The sequence below is a fragment of the uncultured Sphingomonas sp. genome (assembly GCF_937871615.1).
Lineage (GTDB): Bacteria > Pseudomonadota > Alphaproteobacteria > Sphingomonadales > Sphingomonadaceae > Sphingomonas.
Genome location: NZ_CALMPA010000005.1, coordinates 1 through 19034 on the forward strand (window position 1 = coordinate 1; position 19034 = coordinate 19034).

Sequence of the window (19034 nt, forward strand, 5' to 3'; positions counted from 1 at the left end):
ACGGTCGCCGCCCTGCGGTTTGGCCGCTGGCGTGCCGTGACGAAGCGCCAGCTGGCGCCAACGGATCGCGCTCGCTGCGCTGACCCCGAACCGCACCGCCGCCGCCCGGCAGGAAAGCCCGCTCTCAACAGCGGCTACCACTCGTTCTCGCAAGTCACGCGATAAGGCTCGACCCATCCCCTGCCAGCCTCCTTCGCCAGCACGCATGATGAATCAGAAAATCCGCCTCATGGGAATCCTCCGCGATTCAAATCGCCCGAAAACCGCTCTAGCGTGCGGATCATCCGCAAAACGCTCGAAATCCCCGGCGACCTGCTGATATTGCGCGCTCTCGTCAGCCCGCAACCGCTTATCCCGCTCCGCGAGATACTTCCGCTTCAGCGCAACGGGATCAAAACCCAAAGTCTCGACAGTCGCTGCGGCCATAACATTTCTGGCGCCACCGGATAGCCCGCGACCGGGCCAAGAGTGTCCGCGCGCCCCTCTCCACTTTTCGATGATCGCAACATTACACGCCGATCATCAGGCGGGTGCCCCTGTTTGGGGAGGGGATCGTCAATACCCGCCGCGCCTATAACGCGCCTTGTGGAATTTCGCGGAACGGAATCCCCTTGTCGGAGCGTGCGTCAGCCGGGAGGCCGAGCACCCGCTCGGCGATAATGTTACGCAATATCTCGTCGGTCCCGCCACCGATGCGCAGACCAGGCGCCCACATCAATCGCGCCTGGAACGCCCCCCCGAGCGGGGCAATCGCCGGATCAGCTATCATGCCGAAATCGCCCGCCAGTTCGACCGCCGCCGCCGAAAGCGCCTGCACATGGTTCGACCAGATCAATTTCGCCGCCGCCGCTTCCGGCCCCGGCACGTCGCCACGCGATACCTTGCTCAACATCCGCAGACCGAAGAGACGAAACGATTCGGCCTCGACATGGAAATCGGCGAGCTTGCGGCCGAACACCGGATCGTCGGCCATTGTGCCGTCACCGGAAGGCACCTTGCACGCCAGCGCGAGGAGGTCACGCCACGTAGGCCCGCCACCACCACCCAGCGCCGCCCGTTCGTTCGCCAGCGTGGTGAGCGCAACCGCCCAGCCCTCGCCAACCTCGCCGACGCGCTGATCGTCGCGCAACACAACCCCGTCGAGATAAACTTCGTTGAACTCCGCCCCTCCATTCATCTGGCGCAGCGGGCGCGCGTCCACGCCAGGCGTGCGCATGTCGATCCAGAACATGGTCAGCCCGGCATGTTTGAGCGCATCGGGATCGGTGCGAGCAAGCAGCAGGCCGAAATCCGAACGGTCGGCGTGGCTGTTCCACACCTTCTGTCCGTCGACCCGCCAGTCGCCGCCTGCGCGCACCGCGCGGGTGCGTGCGGCGGCAAGGTCGGAGCCGTTGCCCGGTTCGGAAAAGAGCTGGCACCAGATTTCATCGCCGCGTACCGCCGGGGCGATGAAGCGCGCGCGTTGCTCCTCGCTGCCATGCTTCAGAAGCGGCGGCAGGCAAATCTTTTGCCCCGTCATGAAATAGGTGGAGGAAAGCCCTTCACGCGCCTCCTCCTGATCGAAAATCGCCTGCTGGATGGGGGTTCCACCACCGCCGCCGATCGCCTTCGGCCAGGCGATGCAGGCATAACCGCTCTTAGCCTTCAGCCGTTGCCAATGCCGCATCCGCTCAAGGTGCGCGGCGGAGCCAGCCGGGGCATCGCCGCCGTCCCCTATCCGCTCGCGGTGTGTCGCGATCCATTCCCGCGCCGCGGCACGATAGGCGGCCTCTTCCGGGGTATCATCAAAAGTCATGCCGCCTCCTGCCGCAATCGAGCGGCGAGCCGTTCCCGCCACCAGTCCGGCGCGCCGGCGGCAACCATCAGGTGGCGCGCTCGACGGTAAAACAGGTGACAATCCATTTCCCAGGTGAAGCCGATTCCGCCGTGCAGCTGAATTGCCTCCTTCGCCGCAAACCAAAAAGTTTCGCTGGCAGCGATTCGCGCCGAAGCCGCCGCCGTATCGAACGACGCGGCATCGTGATCCGCCGCCCAGGCCGCATAATAAGCGTTCGAGCGTGCCATCTCGTTCTTCACGTAGATATCGGCTAGCTTATGCTTCACCGCTTGATAGCCGCCCACCGGGCGACCGAAGGCGAAGCGTTTCTTCACATAGTCCGCCGCCATATGCAGGCAAGCATCCGCCCCGCCGATCGCCTCGAACGCGAGCGGCACGGCGTAACGAGCGAGGACGGTAGCAGCAATTTCATACCCCTTCCCAACCTCTCCGAGCGGCTCGACCGGCACGTCGGCGAAGTCGATCCGCGCGGCGGGGCGCGTCGGATCAAGCGTTGAGAGCATTTGCCGGGACACGCCTCGATGATCGAGGTCGGCGATGAACAACCCCGGCCCTTGCTCGCCGGCAGCGAGAACGATCGCAGCGTCGGCGATCATTCCGTCGGTGACGGGCAATTTCACCCCGCTCAATAGCCCGCCCTCGACGCGTGCGGCAAGCAGGCCGGCGAAGGGCGCACCGGGGCCCTCGGTGAAGGCAAGCGCGCCGATCCGCGCGCCTGATGCGATTTCGGGCAGCAGCCGCAACCGCTGCGCCTCGTTCCCCACAAGCGTGAGCGCTTGGCCGAAGCCGTATATCGAGGACGCGAACGGCAACGGCACCAGAGAGCGGCCCAATTCCTCCGCAAGCCCGCACAGCGCGACACTGCCCATCCCCAGCCCGCCATGGGCCGCGTCGATCGCAACTCCGCACCAACCCTGTTCACCGACCTCACGCCACAGCGCGGCGGCATGGGTTTCGCCCTCGCCTTCCAGCACCCGCCGCGCCGCGCCGACCGCTCCCCGCGCCTCAAGCAACCTGCGCGCATGCGCCATCAGCGCATATGTATCCTCGTCATAATCGACGTTCATTGGCTCGCGCCGCCCATATCACCTCTCCGAGACCAGCGTAGTGTGACATGCCGACATGTCGCGGCGCATCCCCAATTGGGGAGCGTTTCCGTGCATACACTGGCCGAAGATAGGCGAGCAGAAGGAGAGGATCATGAACCAGTCGCATCCCAGCCGGCTCGCCGGGCGCAGAATTATCGTCACTGGCGCCGCTGCCGGCATGGGGCGCGCTATCGTCGAACGTTTTACGGCCGAAGGCGCGAGGATCGCCGCGATCGACATCGACGCCACCGGCCTTGCCGGTATCGGCGATGCGCGACAGGCGCTCGACATCACAGATATCAAGGGGCTCGCGAAAGCGGTGGACACCCTCGCCGACGTGCTCGGTGGCCTCGATGGCGTGGTCAATGCCGCCGGTATCCTGCGCACTGCCCGCGTGGAGGATACCGACGAATCGCTGTGGCGCCGGATCAACGACGTGAACCTGATGGCTCCCGCGCAGCTCTGCCGCTTCGCCGTCTCGCATCTTCGCCGTGCGGGAGGAGGCACCATCGTCAACGTGGCGTCGCTCGGCGGGCTGCGCCCCAACGCGACCATGTCCGCCTACGCAGCCTCGAAGGGTGGATTGATCGCCTTCACCAAGGTGCTCGCGGCCGAACTTGCGATCGACAACATCCGCGCCAACGCGCTCTGCCCCGGCTTCATCGCTACCGCGATGACCGACGCGCTCTACATCGAAAACCCGTCCCAGCGCGACGTGACCCTGGCACGGCTCTCGATGAACCGCGCCGGGACGCCGGAGGAAATTGCCGCGATGGCGCTGTTCCTCAGCTGCGACGAATCCAGCTTCACCACCGGCGCGGTACTGACCGCGGATGGCGGAAGCGGCTGGCACTGATATGCTGGCACGATGGAGCGCAACAGATGACGAGCCGTCCGTCGGCGGCGATCCTGCGGCACCTGCCGTATTTCCTCGCTGTTGCGGAGGCTGGATCGCTGCTCGCCGCCGCCGCGCGACTCAACACCGCCCAGTCCGCCATCTCCCGCCGCATCCGCCTGCTGGAGGAGGAACTGGGCGGCGCGGCGCTGTTCGCTCGGGAGGCGCGGGGAATGCGCCTGCTTCCGGCGGGTGAGGCACTCCTCGCGGAGGCGCAGGTAATCCTCGCCGCAATCACCCGTGCGCATGAACGGATACAGGCGATTGCCGGTGGCACTGCGGGGAACGTAACGGTCGGTTTCGCCGAAATCGTCACCCGCCAGCGGCATATGCTCGACGCGCTGGAAGCGTTCGGTGTGGCCTGGCCGGAAATCACTCTTCAGCTCCGTCCAATGGTTTCGGAGGAGCAGCGGGCCGAACTGGAAAGCGGCGACATTGATGCCGGCTTCCTCTATCATCCGCCGGAGGAGGACATCGCGGCCGCGCTCGGATCGCCGCGCCTGCGCTTCGACGCGCGACCGCTGGCGCTCGATCCCTATCTGATCGCGATCCACGCCGATCACCCGCTGGCGCGCCGGCGATCGATCCGGCTGGCCGATCTGGCCCAGGAGCCGATCATCTGGGCGTCGCACAAGAAGAACCCGCATCTCTATGACCGGCTGCTCGCCGCTTGCGAGCGGCGCGGCTACACCCCGCGCATCGTGATGGAAACGCCCAACTCCGATGTCACGATGACCGTGGTGAGCCGCGCAATGGGCATCGGCTTCGTGCCCGCGTCGCTTCGCGGCCATGCGCCGGCCGAGGTGGCATTCGTCAAGCCGGTCGATTTCGATATGGCGATGCGTCTTTCGTTCGTCTGGCGGGTCGATCCGGACGGCGACCTGCCAGCCCGCCTAGCGCGCTTCCTCCGCGACAAGCTATCTATTCTTGAGGATGCTTCAGTCGAATAATAGCGATTTTTTCGCAAGCCTCGCGCGCCTAGCCTCCCGGCAAGTCGCAGGAGAGGCCGCATGAAATTCTCAATGATCTACGAGGCGCAAGTAACCGATCCGACGCCCGAGGAGGAACAGCGCACTTTGCTGGAGATGGTTGAGCAGGCCGAGGCGCTCGACCGATTCGGCTTCGACAATATCTGGGCGGTCGAACATACATCGCTCACGCAATATGCGCATATGAGCACGCCGGAGACCTTCCTCGCCTTCGTCGCCGCGCGCACGAAGCGGATCGGGATCGGCCATGGCGTCGTCTGCCTGATGCCGGCGATGAACCACCCGATCAAGGTAGCGGAGCGGATCGCGATGCTCGATATCCTGTCGGGTGGGCGCGTACAGTTCGGCGTCGGCAAGGGCGGTAGCCAGCAGGAAGCAGGCGCGTTCGGCTATGAACTTTCCGAGCTTCAGCCGATCATCGACGAGGCGATGTATCTTATCCCGAAGATCCTCGCCGATGGCCACGTCGAACATCACGGCAAGTTCATCGACATCCCCGCCCGCCCGGTCCATCCGTCACCGGTCCAGACGCCGCACCCGCCGATCTACATGGCGACGACGCGCCCGGATTCGCTGAAGATGGCCGGATCGCGCGGGATCGGTGCGCTGGTGATGGGCTTCGGCGGGCCGGACGATGTCGCCGAGAAGAGCCGCATCTATCGCGAGGCATGGAACACCCGGAAGCCGGAGGATCAGGTCGGTTTCCGACCGATCCAACATCTCGCCGCGCTATGTCCAACGATTGTCTCACACGATCGCGATCTCGCGCGCCGCGTGGGACTGCGCGGGCAGCGGTTCTTCGCGGAGGCGCTCGCGCATTGGTATCAGGGGCTGCCTAAGCCTACCGCTTATGATCTCGGCGCGGAAGATCATCTGGAAGCCTTAAAGCGGCTGGAGCAGAAAAAATTCGCGGTGATCGGCGAGGACAAGATCGCCCTGCACACCGACCACGGCTATTTCGCCGAGGTGAAGGATGCCTATGGCACGCCGAAGGATTGTATCGCCTATGTCCAGCGCCTGCTTGACGCGGGAGCGGATGAAATCCTGTTCCTGTCCCAGATGGGCGGCATCCCGCACGAGCGGATCATGGAAACGATCGAACTGATCGGCACCGAGGTAATTCCGCACTTCCGCGCGCAACAAACGGCGCAGGCGGCAGAATGAGCGAGATGGGACGGTATCACGCGGATACCGGCCCCTTTTCATTCACGCCTCAACCGGCTCAGCGTAATATTGCGCATATTGCTTGCGGTAATCGAGGATCGGCCCGTCGCCGCGCACCAGGATCGGGCGCGGCTCGAACCGCTTGTTTTCCCAGATCGGCATGTCCTGCTCCACCTGAAACATGATGTTGCGCGCCACCCCCATCGCGGCGCGGCGCGGGCTGCCCTCCAGCGATTTCGGCACGTAGAACTCTTGCCGAAGCAGCGTCGCTTCGCGGTTGATCGGGGTCGGCAGATTGACCACCAGTAGTTCCGAAATGCCGTGAAAACGGATGAAGGACTGCCCTGGTCCGGTGTTGCGCACGACGATCGTGCCATCAACGAGCCCACGTGGTGTCTCCATTTTCGCCGTCACGCGGCTGTTGCGCTGATAGCCCTTGATCTCCCATGTCGGCTCCGGCGGCGACTTGGTGCCGTGGACCGCGCGAAAATGGGCATAGTCCACGCCATTCTCGGTGATCTCCTGCACATGGACGCCGATCCGCCACTGTTGACCGTCAACCCGATCCCACTCGCCATTTTCCAGTTCCTCGGCCGCGGCAAGTTCCCACAGCGGATCGGCCTTGGCCGGGTGGAACCAAGTGTAGACTACACCGAACCTCTCCTCGATCCGCCATCCGCGACCGCACGGACGCTTGAGCTGCGGCGGTATCGCCGGAGTATAAGGGATGCCCGTGACGATCCCCTGCCCCTCGAAGGTCCAGTGATGGAACGGGCATTGCAGATCGTTACCGACCACTTCGCCGCCCTTCCCTAGATGCGCGCCGAGATGCGGGCAAAAGGGATCGAGCGCGCGGAGTTTGCCGTCCTGGCCGCGCCACAGCACGAATTCGGTGTCGAAATAATTGAGCGTATAAACGCCACCCGACGCGAAATCGCTCGACACGCCGATCGCAAACCAACCGAATGGAATTGGCAACGGGGAACGGGGCTCAACCACCACAACCTCCTGAATATTGTAAATCAACCATAGTCATGCGGTCAGCGCCACGCCGGTCGCGCGCGCAACGGCTTCAGGCGTGAGCGGCACATAGCAACCAAGCTCCCGGTCGATCACGAACAGCGGATCGGAAACCATTGCACGGTCAAAGCCTTCGCGCTGAAGATCAACCTTGCGCAGCTTGTAGCTGGCGGTGAAATCGGGGTCACCCCACACCCGGACGAACAGCGGCACCGCATAAGGCGCCAGCCGCGCCGATGCGAGCGCGTAAAAGGCCGCAGGATCGAACGCTTCGTCTTCCCGCATGATGACCGCCGCCATACCGGCGCGCCCTTCCGCGCCCGGCACCTTGACGCCATAGATGTTAACCATCTCCAGCCCCGGCAAATCGCCGAGCAGGTCAGCCACTTCCTGGGTGGAGACGTTCTCGCTCTTCCACCGGAAGGTGTCGCCAATCCGGTCGACGAAGAAGCAATGGCCCGATGCCTCGCAGCGCAGCAGATCGCCGGAACTCCAATATTCGTCGCCCGCCACGAATACATCGCGCAGGATCTTGCGCTCACTCGCCTCGGCGGAGGTATAGCCCTCAAACCGTCCGCCGCCGCTATCGGGCGAGCGGTTGATCTTCGCGATCGCCTCCCCCGCCTCGCCCGGCGCGCACAAGATCATGTGGCCATTCACGTCGCGCGGATGCGTATCGGTTTCCACGTCGTAGCGGACGAGGCGCAAATTGGTCTTCTTCCAGTTAATCACACGGCCGACTGCTCCCGGCACATTCTCGTAATTGACCAGCGAGGTGTTGCACTCGGTCGATCCCCAGCCTTCGTAAATTTGGGGGATGCCGAAGCGTTGCTGGAACGCCCCCCACAATTCATGGCTCATCCCGGTGCCGGTGATCGCGCGCAAGCTGTGGTCGCGATCATCGGGCCGGGCGGGGGCGTTCATCAGATAACGGCAGATCTCACCGACATATTGACAGGTGGTGACGCCGTGCGCTCGCACATCATCCCAGAACCGACTGGCGCTGAATCGCCGCCGGATCACGAATCCGCCGCCCGCCGAAACGGCTGCGGCGAACAGCGACATGGCGACCGCGCCATGGAACATCGGCAGGAAACAATAAAAAACGTCGCGATCGTCGAGCCCCATCATCGCCACCTTGACTTCCGCCCCCATTAGCCAGCGCATGTGGCTGAGGATCGCGGCTTTGGGCAGCCCGGTAGTTCCCGAGGTGAAGATGTAGAGCGCGACATCCTCGCCGACGATTGCCGCGCGCCATTCCGCCGGTATCGCGCGCGCGCCAATCGCGCCCGCCCGCTCGAGCAGATCGAACTGCCCCGCCTCCAGCGCCACCTCGGCATCAGGGACGACCCAGCGCGGCAGGTTCTCCGCCACACCGGCAAAGCTCGCGAGACACTCGCTCCCGACGATCAGCGCCCTCGCCTTCGTTTCCCGCACCGCATGTTCCAGCGCCGCACCGCCTATGCTGGTGTTGAGTAGCGCCGCTACCACGCCCGCACGCACCAGCCCGAGCATCACCGTCACATATTCAATCCGGTTCTGGAGCATGATCGCGCAGGTGTCGCCGCGCCCCAGTCCCAGCGCGCGCACCGCATGGGCGATGCACCGGCTTTCAACCTCCACTTCCGCCCATGATCGCCGACGTTCCCCGTCAATCAGGAACGGCGCGTCACCATATTGCGCGGCGCGCTCCTCGAACAAATCCGCGAAGGTATAGCGACTCGAGGGCACATGCCGCGCCAACACAGGCAGGCGACGATCGAAGATCTCCTGCAACCCTGCATCGCTCAGCGGGCCAAGCGCGCGATCCCATTTATCCATCTCAGCGCACCACTCGCGGCGTGCCCAGGCCATGTTGCGCGATGATCTCGCGCAGCACCTCAGCCGTGCCCCCGCCAAATGTATTGATCTGGCACTTACGATAATATTGCTCGACCTCGCCGCCGATCAGCGCCGCTTCGCTACCCGACCGATAAAGCCCGCCCATGCCCAACGCCTCGAGCAGCAAGCGGCACACCTCGATCATCGTATCGGTGCCGAACACCTTGGCAGACGAAGCCAGCGCGGCGAGCGGTTCGGCGTGCGCCATCTCTGAAGCGAGACGGTAGTTGTAGCTGCGCACCGCATGTAGCCGCGCCTCCGCCTCGGCGAGCAGCGCCTGCGTCGTCGGGTCGTCGATCGGCCGGCGGTTCCCATGCGGTGTGCGTGCCCATGCCAGCACCCGATCGAACAGTGATTCGCCGATCGCGTTACGCGCGGCCAGTCCGATCCGCTCGTGGTTGAGCTGCGAGGTGATGAGCCGCCAACCGCCGTTCCATTCGCCGACCAGCATGTCCTCATCGACCACGACCTCATCATAATAGGTCACGTTGGTGCGCATGCCGCCGACGGTGTGGATCGGCGTGATCGAGAAGCCTGGCCGCGTCGTGTCGACAATCAGGATCGACAGCCCCTTGTGACGCGGCAATTCCGGATCGGTGCGCGCGGCGAACCAAATGAAATCCGCACCTTCGGCATGGCTGGTGTAGATTTTCTGCCCGTTGACGATGAAACCGCCGTCCGGCCGCCGCATCGCCGTCGATCGCAGGCTGGCGAGATCGGTTCCTGAATTCGGCTCGGTATAGCCGATCGCGAAATGGATCTCCCCCGCCGCGATGCCTGGCAGGAAGCGCCGCTTCTGCGCTTCGCTGCCATGCGCCATCAGTGCCGGTCCAACCGTGGAAAGCGTCACGAACGGATAGGGCGCCTTCACCCTCTGCGTTTCCTCGAGGAAGATGAGTTGTTCGACCGGGCCGTAGCCGCGCCCGCCATATCCGACCGGCCAGCCCACCGCGAGCCAGCCGTCCCGGCCCATCTGACGGATCAGCGCGCGATACTCCGGCCCCGCCTCCACGCCGGTCGCGACTTCCGCGTCATAGGCGTCGCGCTTGCCTTCTCCGAGCAGCGCCGCGAAATAGGCGCGCGTTTCGGAGCGGATACGCTCCTGTTCGGGTGTGAGGGTGATGTGCATCGTTCAGTCTCGACCCAGAATCAGGCCGCTGGTCGGGACGCCCGCGCCGGCCGAGACAAGCACATGCTCCACATCGGCCTGCTGGTTAGCCGCCGTGCCCCGGATCTGCCGCACAGCCTCCGCGATACCGTTCATGCCGTGGACATAAGCTTCGCCGAGTTGTCCGCCATGCGTATTGATCGGCAGCGCCCCGCCGCGCGCATGAGCGCCCGAGCGGACGAAGTCCTTCCCCTCCCCCCGGCCACAGAAGCCGAACGCCTCCAGTTGCGGGAGCACATAGGGGGTGAAGTGATCGTAGATTATCGCTGTCCCGATATCGGCCGGTGTCAGCCCGCTCATCGCCCACATCTGGTCGGCGACCAGCTTCATTTCCGGCAGTTCGGAGATGCTGTCGCGATAATAGCTGGTCATCAGATGCTGCTCGGGACCGCTGCCCTGTGCAGCCGCGCGGATCACCGCCGGTTTGCCGCCCAGCCGCCGTGCGTGCTCCAGCGAAGTGATGACCAGCGCCACCGCGCCATCGCTCTCCTGACAACAATCGAGCAAGCGCAGCGGGTCCGCGATCATGCGGGAGTTTTGGTGATCTTCCAGCGTGATCGGCTTTCCGTGAAAGAACGCCGCCGGATTGGTCGCCGCGAAACCACGGGCCGCAACGGAAATCCGCCCGAAATCCTCACTCGTCGCGCCGAAATCAATCATGTAGCGCCTCGCCGCGATCGCTACCTGCGATGCCGGGGTAAGCAGCCCGGCAGGCGAATACCAGCCATAATGCGTCGATTTGTAGAGTGCGGACGGCGCGACGCCCCCCGCCAGTCCGAAGCGATACCATGACCGCTCGTTCATCGCGCGATAGCAGAGCACGACCTTCGCCGCGCCAGATGCGACCGCCATCGCCGCCTGCATTACCGGCGCGCACGCAGCACCGCCCCCATAGTCGATGCGGGAGAAGAAGCGCAGCGCCCGCCCCCCCAGCAGACGATGCACGTCCGCCTCGGGATTGTTGTCCATGGTATAGGTGCTGATGCCGTCCACTTCCTCCGGCGCAATCCCGGCGTCAGCGAGCGCGGCGAGTGATGCTTCCAGCGCCAGGCGGATTTCGGTGCGGCCGGAGTTCTTGGAGAATTCGGTCGCGCCGATGCCGACGATCGCAGCGGTACCGGAGAGGGCCGACGCGCTCACGCCGCCCTCCGCACGACGACGCTGGCCAGCACATGCGCGCCGCGCACATTGAGGCCCGTCACGGACAGCGTCGCGCGATTGCCCTCGACCGCCTCGACCTTCCCGGTCAGGCGCATCGTATCGCCGGGGAAATTGGAGGTGCCGAGCCGCAGTTCGATCGACTCGATCTCGCTATTTGGCGCGCGCCAGCGATCGACATAGCGTTCGACATAGCCATTCGAGGTGAGGATGTTCATGAAGATGTCAGGGGTGCCCAGTTCGCGTGCGCGGGGCAGATCGTGATGCACATCCTGATAATCGCGCGTGGCCAGCGCCGATGCGACGATCGAGCGCGTGGTTACGGCGATATCGACGGGCGGCAATTCCGCGCCGCAAACGAACAGGTCGATCATGCCGCCAGCCTCTCTCCGATCCGGGCGATCTGCCGCCGCGATCCACCCAGCATTAATTCAAGCGCGCGGCTCATCAGCAACACCCGGTGGATCGGATAGCTGGTGTCCGCTCCCACCCCGCCGTGCAGGTGCATCGCGGCATGGGCGACGCGATGGCTGCACTGGTTCGCCCAATAGGTCGCGACCTCCACGATGTTTCCCGGTTCCGCGCCCGTATCGATCCGCCACGCCAGTTCGAGCGCCAACGTCTGCGCGACCTCCACATCGGTGAAGCAATCGGCCAGCCGCTGCGCCACCGCCTGGAAGCTGCCGATCGGCCGCCCGAACTGTTGACGCGCACCCACATAAGCGGCGGTGCGCTCAACCGCGCCGCGCGCGACACCCACCGCCAGCGCGCTGACACAAGCGGCGGCGCGCGCGCGCAGCCATCCGCCGTCCAGCCCAAGCGATTGCGCGGAAGCATCCGAAAAAATCAGGTCGCTCGCGACCTCACCATCAGTCAGGATTCCGTCGCGCCGCACGACGCCCGCTGCGTCGGGATCAACCGCGAACAGGGCGATCGTACCCTCGACCAACGCCGGCACGACCACACGGCTCGCCTCAGCGGCATCGGGCACCGCAAGCACCATGCCCTGCAATCGCCAGCCGGCACCTGATCGCGTCGCCACGGCATCGCTCTCGATCGCCAGCGTCAGCCGCCCCATGTCGTCCATCGCCGTGCCTGCCAGCGCCAGGGCAGCGACGGCATGACGCCACAGGGACGACGCCACCAGCCCGCGCCCCTGCTCGATCAGCATCAGCGACAATTCGATCTGCCCCAGCCCGACTCCGCCATGCGCCTCGGGGACCAGCAGTTGCGGCAATCCGGCCTCGGCCAGCACGCCCCACGCTGGTGGCGCATCGCCGTCCCCGGCGAAGATATCGGCAGCGAGATCGGCGATCGCCCGCTGTTCGTCGGAAATGCGAAAATCCATCAATCCGCCTCCGCGACCGGACGGAAGACGGGAAGCCGATCCTCATCGGGCGCGCTGCGGAATACGATCTCCAGCGCCATGCCCGCTACCGGCGTATCGAGCAGCCCCTCCAGCGGCGCGACGATCCGCAATCCCTCGTCAAGATCGACCAGCCCGATGACGTGCGGATAGTCGAACGCCGGGTGCGCCGCGTGATGCACTACCGTCCAGCTATGCAGTGCCCCGCGGCCCGCAAGCTCCACCGCGCTCCACGCGAAGCTGTGGCATTTCGTGCAGATCGGCCCCGGCGGATGCCGCAGGGCGCCGCAATCGTCGCAACGCTGAGCGAGCAGGCGCCGCTCCTTCAGCCCCTCCCAGAAGAAGCGCGTATCCTCGCTGATACCCGGTTGCGGCGGTGAGGATCCTTCCGGTTGCTTCACCTTGGGAGCGTAATGCAGCGTGGTGAAGTCCATCGACCCGACCGGCTCACCATCAACCGAATAGGCGTGGTGCAGCGTGATGAAATAACCTTCGCCCAGGCCAGTCGTCTTCTTGGGGCTTACCGAAGCAATGGTCACATGGCTTTCCAGCCGCTCGCCCACCCGCAATGCGCGGACGTAATGCTGTGCGCATTTGGTAGCGACAACGCCGATATAGCCCTGCTCGCGCAGCAGCGCGACCAGCTCATAGGGATCGTCGCCGACCGAATCCGCCGGCCGCCGGTCGGCCAGCCCGCGCATCATCCATACGTTGAGCATCGTGCGCGGCGTAACGCCGGAAACGACGCACCCGTCATCATTCCCCGCCGTGATCGCCTCGCGCCACTGGCGGATCATCGGCGCATTGACGACGTCCCACGCGCGATACGGGCCATAAGAGCGGCCGACATAAGCCTCCAACCGCGTCGCGATATCGTCCATCATCGGATTCATCCGAGCATCGCCACGCTGCGCAGAATCAGGCGCACCAAATCGGTCTGCCGACTGACCCCAAGTTTGGCGAAAATCTTCTTGGAATAGCTGCGCACAGTGCTTTCGGTCAGCCCGGCCTCCCGCGCCGCCTCGGCCAGCGTCAGCCCCTCGGTAAGCAATGCGGCGAGATTTGCCTCGGATGGGGAGAGATCGAACAGCGTCGCGATCAGTTGCTTGAACGATCCACTCCGCCCGGTGTCGGTCACATATACTACGACCGCCGGTCCCAGGTCGGCCGGGGCCAGCCGGTCCCGACGGATCGCCCGCACCAGCACACCGAGATCCTCGTTACCGTTGTCGATGCAGCGGAATGCCCGAACATAATCGTTCTTGTCGCTGGACAACCGCGCGCCCAGCGCCTGCTCGATGATCTGCCGGAAGCGCGCGGAATCCGACCGGCCATTCAGCGCCAATCGACCGTCCAGGATGCGAAACGCCTCTCCCCGCGCCATCAGTTCGCGCGCCGCGCCATTGGCCCGCAGCACCTTCCCGCGACCGTCAATCATGAACGTGCTGATGGTCAGGCGATCGAGCGCATCGGTCAGCACCTCGATTTCGGATTCGTCGCGATAGATGCGCGCGAACAACTCCAGCGCCTGCACGAAATGCGGGCGGAGCAGCCCCATGAAATCCTTGTGCTCCTTGCCGAATCGCACCCCGTCCGCAGTGCTCGTCAGGCCGAAATTGCACTCCAGACCGCCCGGTTCGCGGACATACATGCCCAACGCGTGTTCGATCCCGTACGGGCGCAGCACCGTCTGACAAAATTCATTCTCCAGCAGCGTCTCGCGGCTGACCACTTCTTCCAGCAGCAGAATACCGCCCGATCGCTCCAGCGCGTTGCGGAGCGGGTCCATGTGCCCCATCTCGGCGTGCCGGCCGCCGATATCGCGTGCCATTTCCCCCCTGACCGGCGGATCGTTGCCCCAGATCAACATGGGGGCGAGGCCCTTGCGGCTCAACTGCAACGTAATCGCCGCATTGTCGCAGCCGACATGATCCGACAGCGCCTGGAGGAAGCCGCGCCATGGAATCGGCTCCAGCGGGCCGCCGTACAACAGCTTCAGGAGCGTATCCGTCAGCTCAAGGCTTTTTGTTGTCGTCCTCATCCTGCTCTCATCTGTGTCCCGTGAAGCGTCGGCGCGCCATCCCCATATGGAGACCGGGCATCACATCGTGTTATCGGCCGCCGGGCAAGGCGCCGCCCGAATTAGCCCCCCAGGCAGCGCGCCCGTCGCCCGACCGTCACGATAGGTTTCGATTCCGCCGACGAAGCTATGTCGATATCCTTCCGCCCGCTGCAGCAGCCTCCGCCCGCCGGATGGCAGATCATACGCCACCTCAGGCCCGTGCAACACCAGCCCGGCGTAATCGATGATATTGAGGTCGGCGCGCATGCCAGATCGGATCGTGCCACGGTCCGTCAGACCCACAGCGGCGGCGGTCTTGGATGTCTGCAACGCCACCGCTTCGGCGATCGACAGGCGCGGTCCCCGGCTCCTGTCGCGCGTCCAGTGCGTCAGCATCGATGTCGGGAAACTGGCGTCGCAGATCGTGCCGACATGCGCCCCACCGTCCGACAGGCCACTCACCGTGTCGCGGTGTGTCAGCATCCTGTGGCATGCGTCCAGATTGTAGTCGGCGTAATTAAGGAACGGCAGATACAAAACCCCCTGCCCACCTTCGCTCAGCATATGGTCGAGCGCCACCTCGGCCGACGACATGCCGCGATCGCGCGCGATCGCACCGACCGACCGTTCGGCCCGAGCCTCGTAATCCGGAACCGGATCGAGGATCAGCATCCGCTCGATATCCGAAAGATAGCGTGCCCATTGCGACGCGCCGACCGCAGTGTCCGCCAACAGACGACGGCGCATTGCCGGCTCGGCCAATGCCACCGCGCGCTCCGCAAGCGGCAGGTGCGCCACATCCTGATACGCGCCGGTTTCCACGAAGGGATTGAGGCTCAACTCAAACCCCAGCATCATCCCCACCGGCCGGCCGCACACCTGCGCGCGCATCGGCAGACCATCGTCCACCGCGCGCGACAGTTCGTCGAGCAGAATCTTCCAATTGTCCGGGCGGGCCGCGCTCTGTACCAGCGAGAAGGATAAGGGCCGCCCCGATGCCTCCACCAGCCGCCGCAACATCGCGAATTCGGCGCGCGGATCATCGAAATCCGATACGAACTGCAGCACGCCAGCCCCCGCGTCGGCCAGCCCCATGGCGATGCCCAGCAATTCCTGCTCTTCCGCAGCCAGTGTCGGCGTGGGCGACCCATCGGCGGCGCGGTGCATGATCGTGCGCGAGGTGGAAAAGCCGAGCGCGCCGGTCTCCACCGCCTCGCAGGCGAGCGCGCGCATCAGCGCGATTTCGTGGCGATTGGCGGGCAACCTGCGCTCCGCACGCTCGCCCATCGCATAAACCCTCAGCGGCGCATGCGGCAATTGCGCGCCGATCTCGACATCGAAACTGCGCGCGGCCAGCGAATCCAGATAGTCGGGAAAGGTTTCCCAATCCCAGGGCAATCCGTCGATCAACACGGGATAGGGGATGTCCTCGACCCCCTCCATCAGCCGGACAAGGGTGGAACGGTCGGCGGGGCGGCACGGTGCAAAGCCGACGCCGCAATTGCCCATCACCACGGTAGTCACACCGTGCCAGGAGGAAGGCTGCATCCGCGCTTCCCACGTCGCCTGCCCGTCATAATGAGTGTGGATATCGACAAAACCGGGGGTGACGATCAACCCCGTCGCGTCGATCTCGCTGCTAGCCTCGCCCGCGATCGTCCCCACCGCAGCGATGCGCCCGTTACGCACTGCGACATCCCCTGCAAAAGGCTCCGAGCCACTTCCGTCAACGACCGTGCCACCACGGATCAACAGATCGAACATGTTCAGCCCCGCGCCAGATCGAGGAACGCCGGCGGTTCGCCGCCGCCGTGCAAATCAATGCACGCACCGCTGACATAGGCGGCCTCGGACGACGCCAGCCACGTGACCAAGTTCGCCAGATCGGGACCGCGCGCCATCCGGCCCAACGGGATGGCCGCACCGATCCGCGTCACGCCCGCCGCGCCGCCATAATGCTCCATTTGATCGTGATCCTCGACCAGCCCGACGACGATTGCGTTGACGCGCACCGCCGGTCCCCATTCCTGCGCGAGGCTCGTCGTCGCGCTGAGCAGCCCGGCTTTGGCCGCGCCATAAGCGGTGGTGCCCGGCGACGGCCGCCGCCCGGAAACACTGGCGATATTGACGATACATCCTCGCGTCGCGGCCAGATGCGGCTGCGCCGCCTGGGAAACATATAGCGGCGCGAGCAGGTTAAGCGTCACGATCTTCTCGATCAGCGACGGAGAGGATGTGACGAGATCCACCTTGGGCGCGCCGCCAGCATTATTGACCAGCAGATCCAACCGGCCGAACCGCGCGACCACATCTGCCACCAGCTTCATCACCGCTTCGGGATCGCGGATGTCCGCGGCGAGCGCCAAGGCCTCGCGGCCGGCGGCCATCACCGGCATCTCCGGTGGACGACGGCCGCACACTGCGACTTCCCATCCATCGGCCAGCAAGCGCTCAGCGATTGCGCGCCCCAATCCGCGCGTTCCGCCGGTAACGATCGCCACTGGCGTACCCTTGCCCTCCATCCCCAAACCCTCGCTCGATCGCTGTCGTTATCGCTGAATTTGACCGTCATTCCGGCCCGTCTGTCGCTCCCCAAATGGTGATTGTGACCCGCACCTCGAAACTGCACCCGGAAAGCATCGGCGAATGCATTCGACGCAACCGGGGAGAGGCATGGACAAGACACTCGATCTGCACGATTTCGCTGGGCGACTGCGCAGCGGAATGACGATCGGAATCGGCGGCTGGGGACCTCGCCGCAAGCCGATGGCGCTGGTGCGCGAAATCCTGCGTTCGGATATCAGCAATCTCAACGTGGTCACCTACGGCGGCCCCGATGTCGGGATGCTGTGCGCGGCCGGCAAGGTCCGCAAGCTGATCTTCGGCTTCGTCTCGCTCGATGCCATTCCGCTCGAACCATATTTTCGCAAGGCGCGTGAAGCCGGCGGCCTCGACATCCTCGAGCTTGACGAAGGCATGCTTCAATGGGGATTGAAGGCGGCGGCGATGCGTCTGCCGTTCCTGCCCACGCGCGTGGGCCTCGGCACCGACGTGATGACGCACGGCGGATTCGAGACCGTTACCTCGCCATATGGGGATCGCGAAGCGCTGCTGGCGATGCCAGCGTTGAAGCTCGACGCGGCGTTGCTCCATGTTCAGCGGGTGGACCGGCGCGGCAACATCCAGGCGTTCGGGCCGGACATCTATTATGATGAATGGTTCGCCCGGGCTGCCTCGGAAACGTTCGTTTCTGCGGAGGAAGTGGTGGACAGGATCGAGATCGAAGACGCCGACGCGGCGCGCGCAAGCTTCGTCGAGCGTATGTTCGTGACCGCCGTCGTCCACGCGCCACTCGGTGCGCACCCCACATCTCTTCCGCCCGATTACGGCTGGGACATGGAGCATCTGCGCGGCTACGTCGCCAGCGCCGGCGAGGAAGGCGGTTGGACGAAATATGCCGATGAGGTGATCGGCCGCGACGAGGCAGGCTATATCGAGCGCGTCGGTGGCAAGGATCGGCTGGCGGCGTTGCCGCTGCCGATCTTCTGAGGGGACGAACGGATGAGCAACCTCACCCCCACGCTTGCCGAACTCGCGATCGTCGCCTGCGCCGAGGCATGGCGCGGCGCGGGCGAGATCGTCGCGACCGGCGTCGGCCCGGTCCCACGCCTCGCCGCCAGCCTCGCCAAATCGACGCATACACCCGAATTGCTGATGACGGATGGCGAGGCGTTCCTGGTCGAAGAGCCGGTGCCGATCGGTCCACGTGCTTATGCGCATCGCCATGGCACGGGCTATCTGCCCTTCTCCCGTTTCTTCGACGCGGCGGTGTGGACCGGGCGGCGGCACGCGATGGTGACGCCGACGCAGATCGACCGCTTCGGCCAGACCAATCTGTCGTGCCTCGGCGGCATCTATGCCCGGCCCAAGGTGCAGATGCTGGGCGCGCGCGGTTTTCCGGGCAACTCGATCCACCATCCCAATTCGATGTTCATTCCCGCGCATTCGACGCGGGTGTTCGTCGATGGCGAAGTCGATATGGTGTCGAGCGTGGGCTATAATCCCGCACGACGCACACCCGGCGCGGACTTCAGTAGCATCGATCTGCGGCTGATCGTCACCAATCTGTGCGTCATGGATTTCGGCGGCGCGGACAACGCGATCCGTATCGTCTCGCTTAATCCCGGCGTGACATTGGAGGAAGTTCGCGCGGCAACCGGCTTTCCGCTGGAAACCGTGGCAAACATCGCGACCACGCGCCTGCCGGACGAGGGGGAACTGGCGATCATCGCCCGGCTCGATCCGCATAACATCCGCGCGGGCGTCATCAAGGGCAATCCCGCAGCGGTGCGGGAAAACGTCTGATGCCGATCACCTGCAACATAGCCGAGCGGATCGCGGAGATC

The 19034-nt window shown here is 64.8% G+C and carries 18 protein-coding genes; 5 read left to right on the forward strand and 13 right to left on the reverse strand.

The window, feature by feature from the left end; genetic code table 11:
• From Q0316_RS00555 to Q0316_RS00565, 3 genes are all read right to left on the reverse strand, one after another.
• Nucleotides 1–177: helix-turn-helix domain-containing protein (locus Q0316_RS00555; RefSeq protein ID WP_367179600.1), on the reverse strand; the 177-nt coding region annotated here is incomplete at its 3' end.
• A gap of 394 nt (nt 178–571) precedes the next feature.
• Nucleotides 572–1795 carry an acyl-CoA dehydrogenase family protein gene (locus Q0316_RS00560; protein ID WP_298668076.1) on the reverse strand — a complete coding sequence of 408 codons (1224 nt, stop codon included), beginning with the start codon at nt 1793–1795 and terminating at the stop codon, nt 572–574.
• Nucleotides 1792–2904: an acyl-CoA dehydrogenase family protein gene (locus tag Q0316_RS00565; protein WP_298668078.1), complete on the reverse strand. Its 1113-nt coding sequence runs from the start codon at nt 2902–2904 to the stop codon at nt 1792–1794. The genes Q0316_RS00560 and Q0316_RS00565 overlap by 4 nt, the downstream gene beginning before the upstream one ends.
• 133 nt (nt 2905–3037) lie before the next feature.
• On the opposite strand from Q0316_RS00565, the gene Q0316_RS00570 reads away from it, so the two are divergent.
• The 3 genes from Q0316_RS00570 to Q0316_RS00580 are packed head-to-tail and all read left to right on the forward strand — an operon-like array spanning nt 3038 to nt 5973.
• On the forward strand, nt 3038–3781 hold the full coding sequence (locus Q0316_RS00570; RefSeq protein ID WP_298668080.1) for an SDR family NAD(P)-dependent oxidoreductase: 744 nt from the start codon (nt 3038–3040) through the stop codon (nt 3779–3781).
• Between the two features lie 26 nt (nt 3782–3807).
• A complete protein-coding gene (locus Q0316_RS00575; protein ID WP_298668082.1) occupies nt 3808–4770 on the forward strand; it encodes a LysR family transcriptional regulator in 963 nt (320 codons plus the stop codon).
• Between the two features lie 60 nt (nt 4771–4830).
• Complete coding sequence (locus tag Q0316_RS00580; RefSeq protein WP_298668084.1) at nt 4831–5973, forward strand: LLM class flavin-dependent oxidoreductase; 1143 nt, start codon at nt 4831–4833, stop codon at nt 5971–5973.
• A 42-nt stretch (nt 5974–6015) separates the two neighbouring features.
• On the opposite strand, the gene Q0316_RS00585 is transcribed toward Q0316_RS00580, so the two are convergent.
• The 10 genes from Q0316_RS00585 to Q0316_RS00630 all read right to left on the reverse strand — a co-directional run bounded on the left by Q0316_RS00585 (nt 6016) and on the right by Q0316_RS00630 (nt 17150).
• A complete protein-coding gene (locus Q0316_RS00585; protein WP_367179598.1) occupies nt 6016–6975 on the reverse strand; it encodes an aromatic ring-hydroxylating dioxygenase subunit alpha in 960 nt (319 codons plus the stop codon).
• A gap of 30 nt (nt 6976–7005) precedes the next feature.
• Nucleotides 7006–8814, reverse strand: a complete 1809-nt coding sequence (locus Q0316_RS00590) for a long-chain-acyl-CoA synthetase (RefSeq protein ID WP_298668088.1) — start codon at nt 8812–8814, stop codon at nt 7006–7008.
• A 1-nt stretch (nt 8815) separates the two neighbouring features.
• Nucleotides 8816–10003, reverse strand: a complete 1188-nt coding sequence (locus tag Q0316_RS00595; protein ID WP_298668090.1) for an acyl-CoA dehydrogenase family protein — start codon at nt 10001–10003, stop codon at nt 8816–8818.
• Nucleotides 10004–10006: 3 nt separating this feature from the next.
• A complete protein-coding gene (locus Q0316_RS00600) occupies nt 10007–11182 on the reverse strand; it encodes a lipid-transfer protein (RefSeq protein ID WP_298668092.1) in 1176 nt (391 codons plus the stop codon).
• Nucleotides 11179–11574 carry a MaoC/PaaZ C-terminal domain-containing protein gene (locus Q0316_RS00605; RefSeq protein WP_298668095.1) on the reverse strand — a complete coding sequence of 132 codons (396 nt, stop codon included), beginning with the start codon at nt 11572–11574 and terminating at the stop codon, nt 11179–11181. Before Q0316_RS00605 ends, Q0316_RS00600 begins: the two co-directional genes overlap by 4 nt.
• Nucleotides 11571–12548, reverse strand: coding sequence for an acyl-CoA dehydrogenase family protein (locus Q0316_RS00610; RefSeq protein WP_298668098.1), 978 nt, complete (start codon nt 12546–12548; stop codon nt 11571–11573). The genes Q0316_RS00605 and Q0316_RS00610 overlap by 4 nt, the downstream gene beginning before the upstream one ends.
• Nucleotides 12548–13450, reverse strand: coding sequence for a bifunctional MaoC family dehydratase N-terminal/OB-fold nucleic acid binding domain-containing protein (locus Q0316_RS00615; RefSeq protein WP_298668101.1), 903 nt, complete (start codon nt 13448–13450; stop codon nt 12548–12550). Before Q0316_RS00615 ends, Q0316_RS00610 begins: the two co-directional genes overlap by 1 nt.
• Nucleotides 13451–13455: 5 nt before the next feature.
• Nucleotides 13456–14607, reverse strand: coding sequence for a LuxR C-terminal-related transcriptional regulator (locus Q0316_RS00620; RefSeq protein WP_298668103.1), 1152 nt, complete (start codon nt 14605–14607; stop codon nt 13456–13458).
• A gap of 60 nt (nt 14608–14667) precedes the next feature.
• Nucleotides 14668–16317 carry an amidohydrolase family protein gene (locus Q0316_RS00625; RefSeq protein ID WP_367179599.1) on the reverse strand — a complete coding sequence of 550 codons (1650 nt, stop codon included), beginning with the start codon at nt 16315–16317 and terminating at the stop codon, nt 14668–14670.
• Nucleotides 16318–16394: 77 nt separating this feature from the next.
• Nucleotides 16395–17150, reverse strand: coding sequence for an SDR family oxidoreductase (locus tag Q0316_RS00630; RefSeq protein ID WP_298668111.1), 756 nt, complete (start codon nt 17148–17150; stop codon nt 16395–16397).
• A 151-nt stretch (nt 17151–17301) separates the two neighbouring features.
• On the opposite strand from Q0316_RS00630, the gene Q0316_RS00635 reads away from it, so the two are divergent.
• On the forward strand, nt 17302–18177 hold the full coding sequence (locus tag Q0316_RS00635; protein WP_298668115.1) for a CoA transferase subunit A: 876 nt from the start codon (nt 17302–17304) through the stop codon (nt 18175–18177).
• 12 nt (nt 18178–18189) lie between these two features.
• Nucleotides 18190–18993 carry a ketoacid CoA transferase gene (locus tag Q0316_RS00640; protein ID WP_298668120.1) on the forward strand — a complete coding sequence of 268 codons (804 nt, stop codon included), beginning with the start codon at nt 18190–18192 and terminating at the stop codon, nt 18991–18993.
• Nucleotides 18994–19034: the final 41 nt, after the last annotated feature.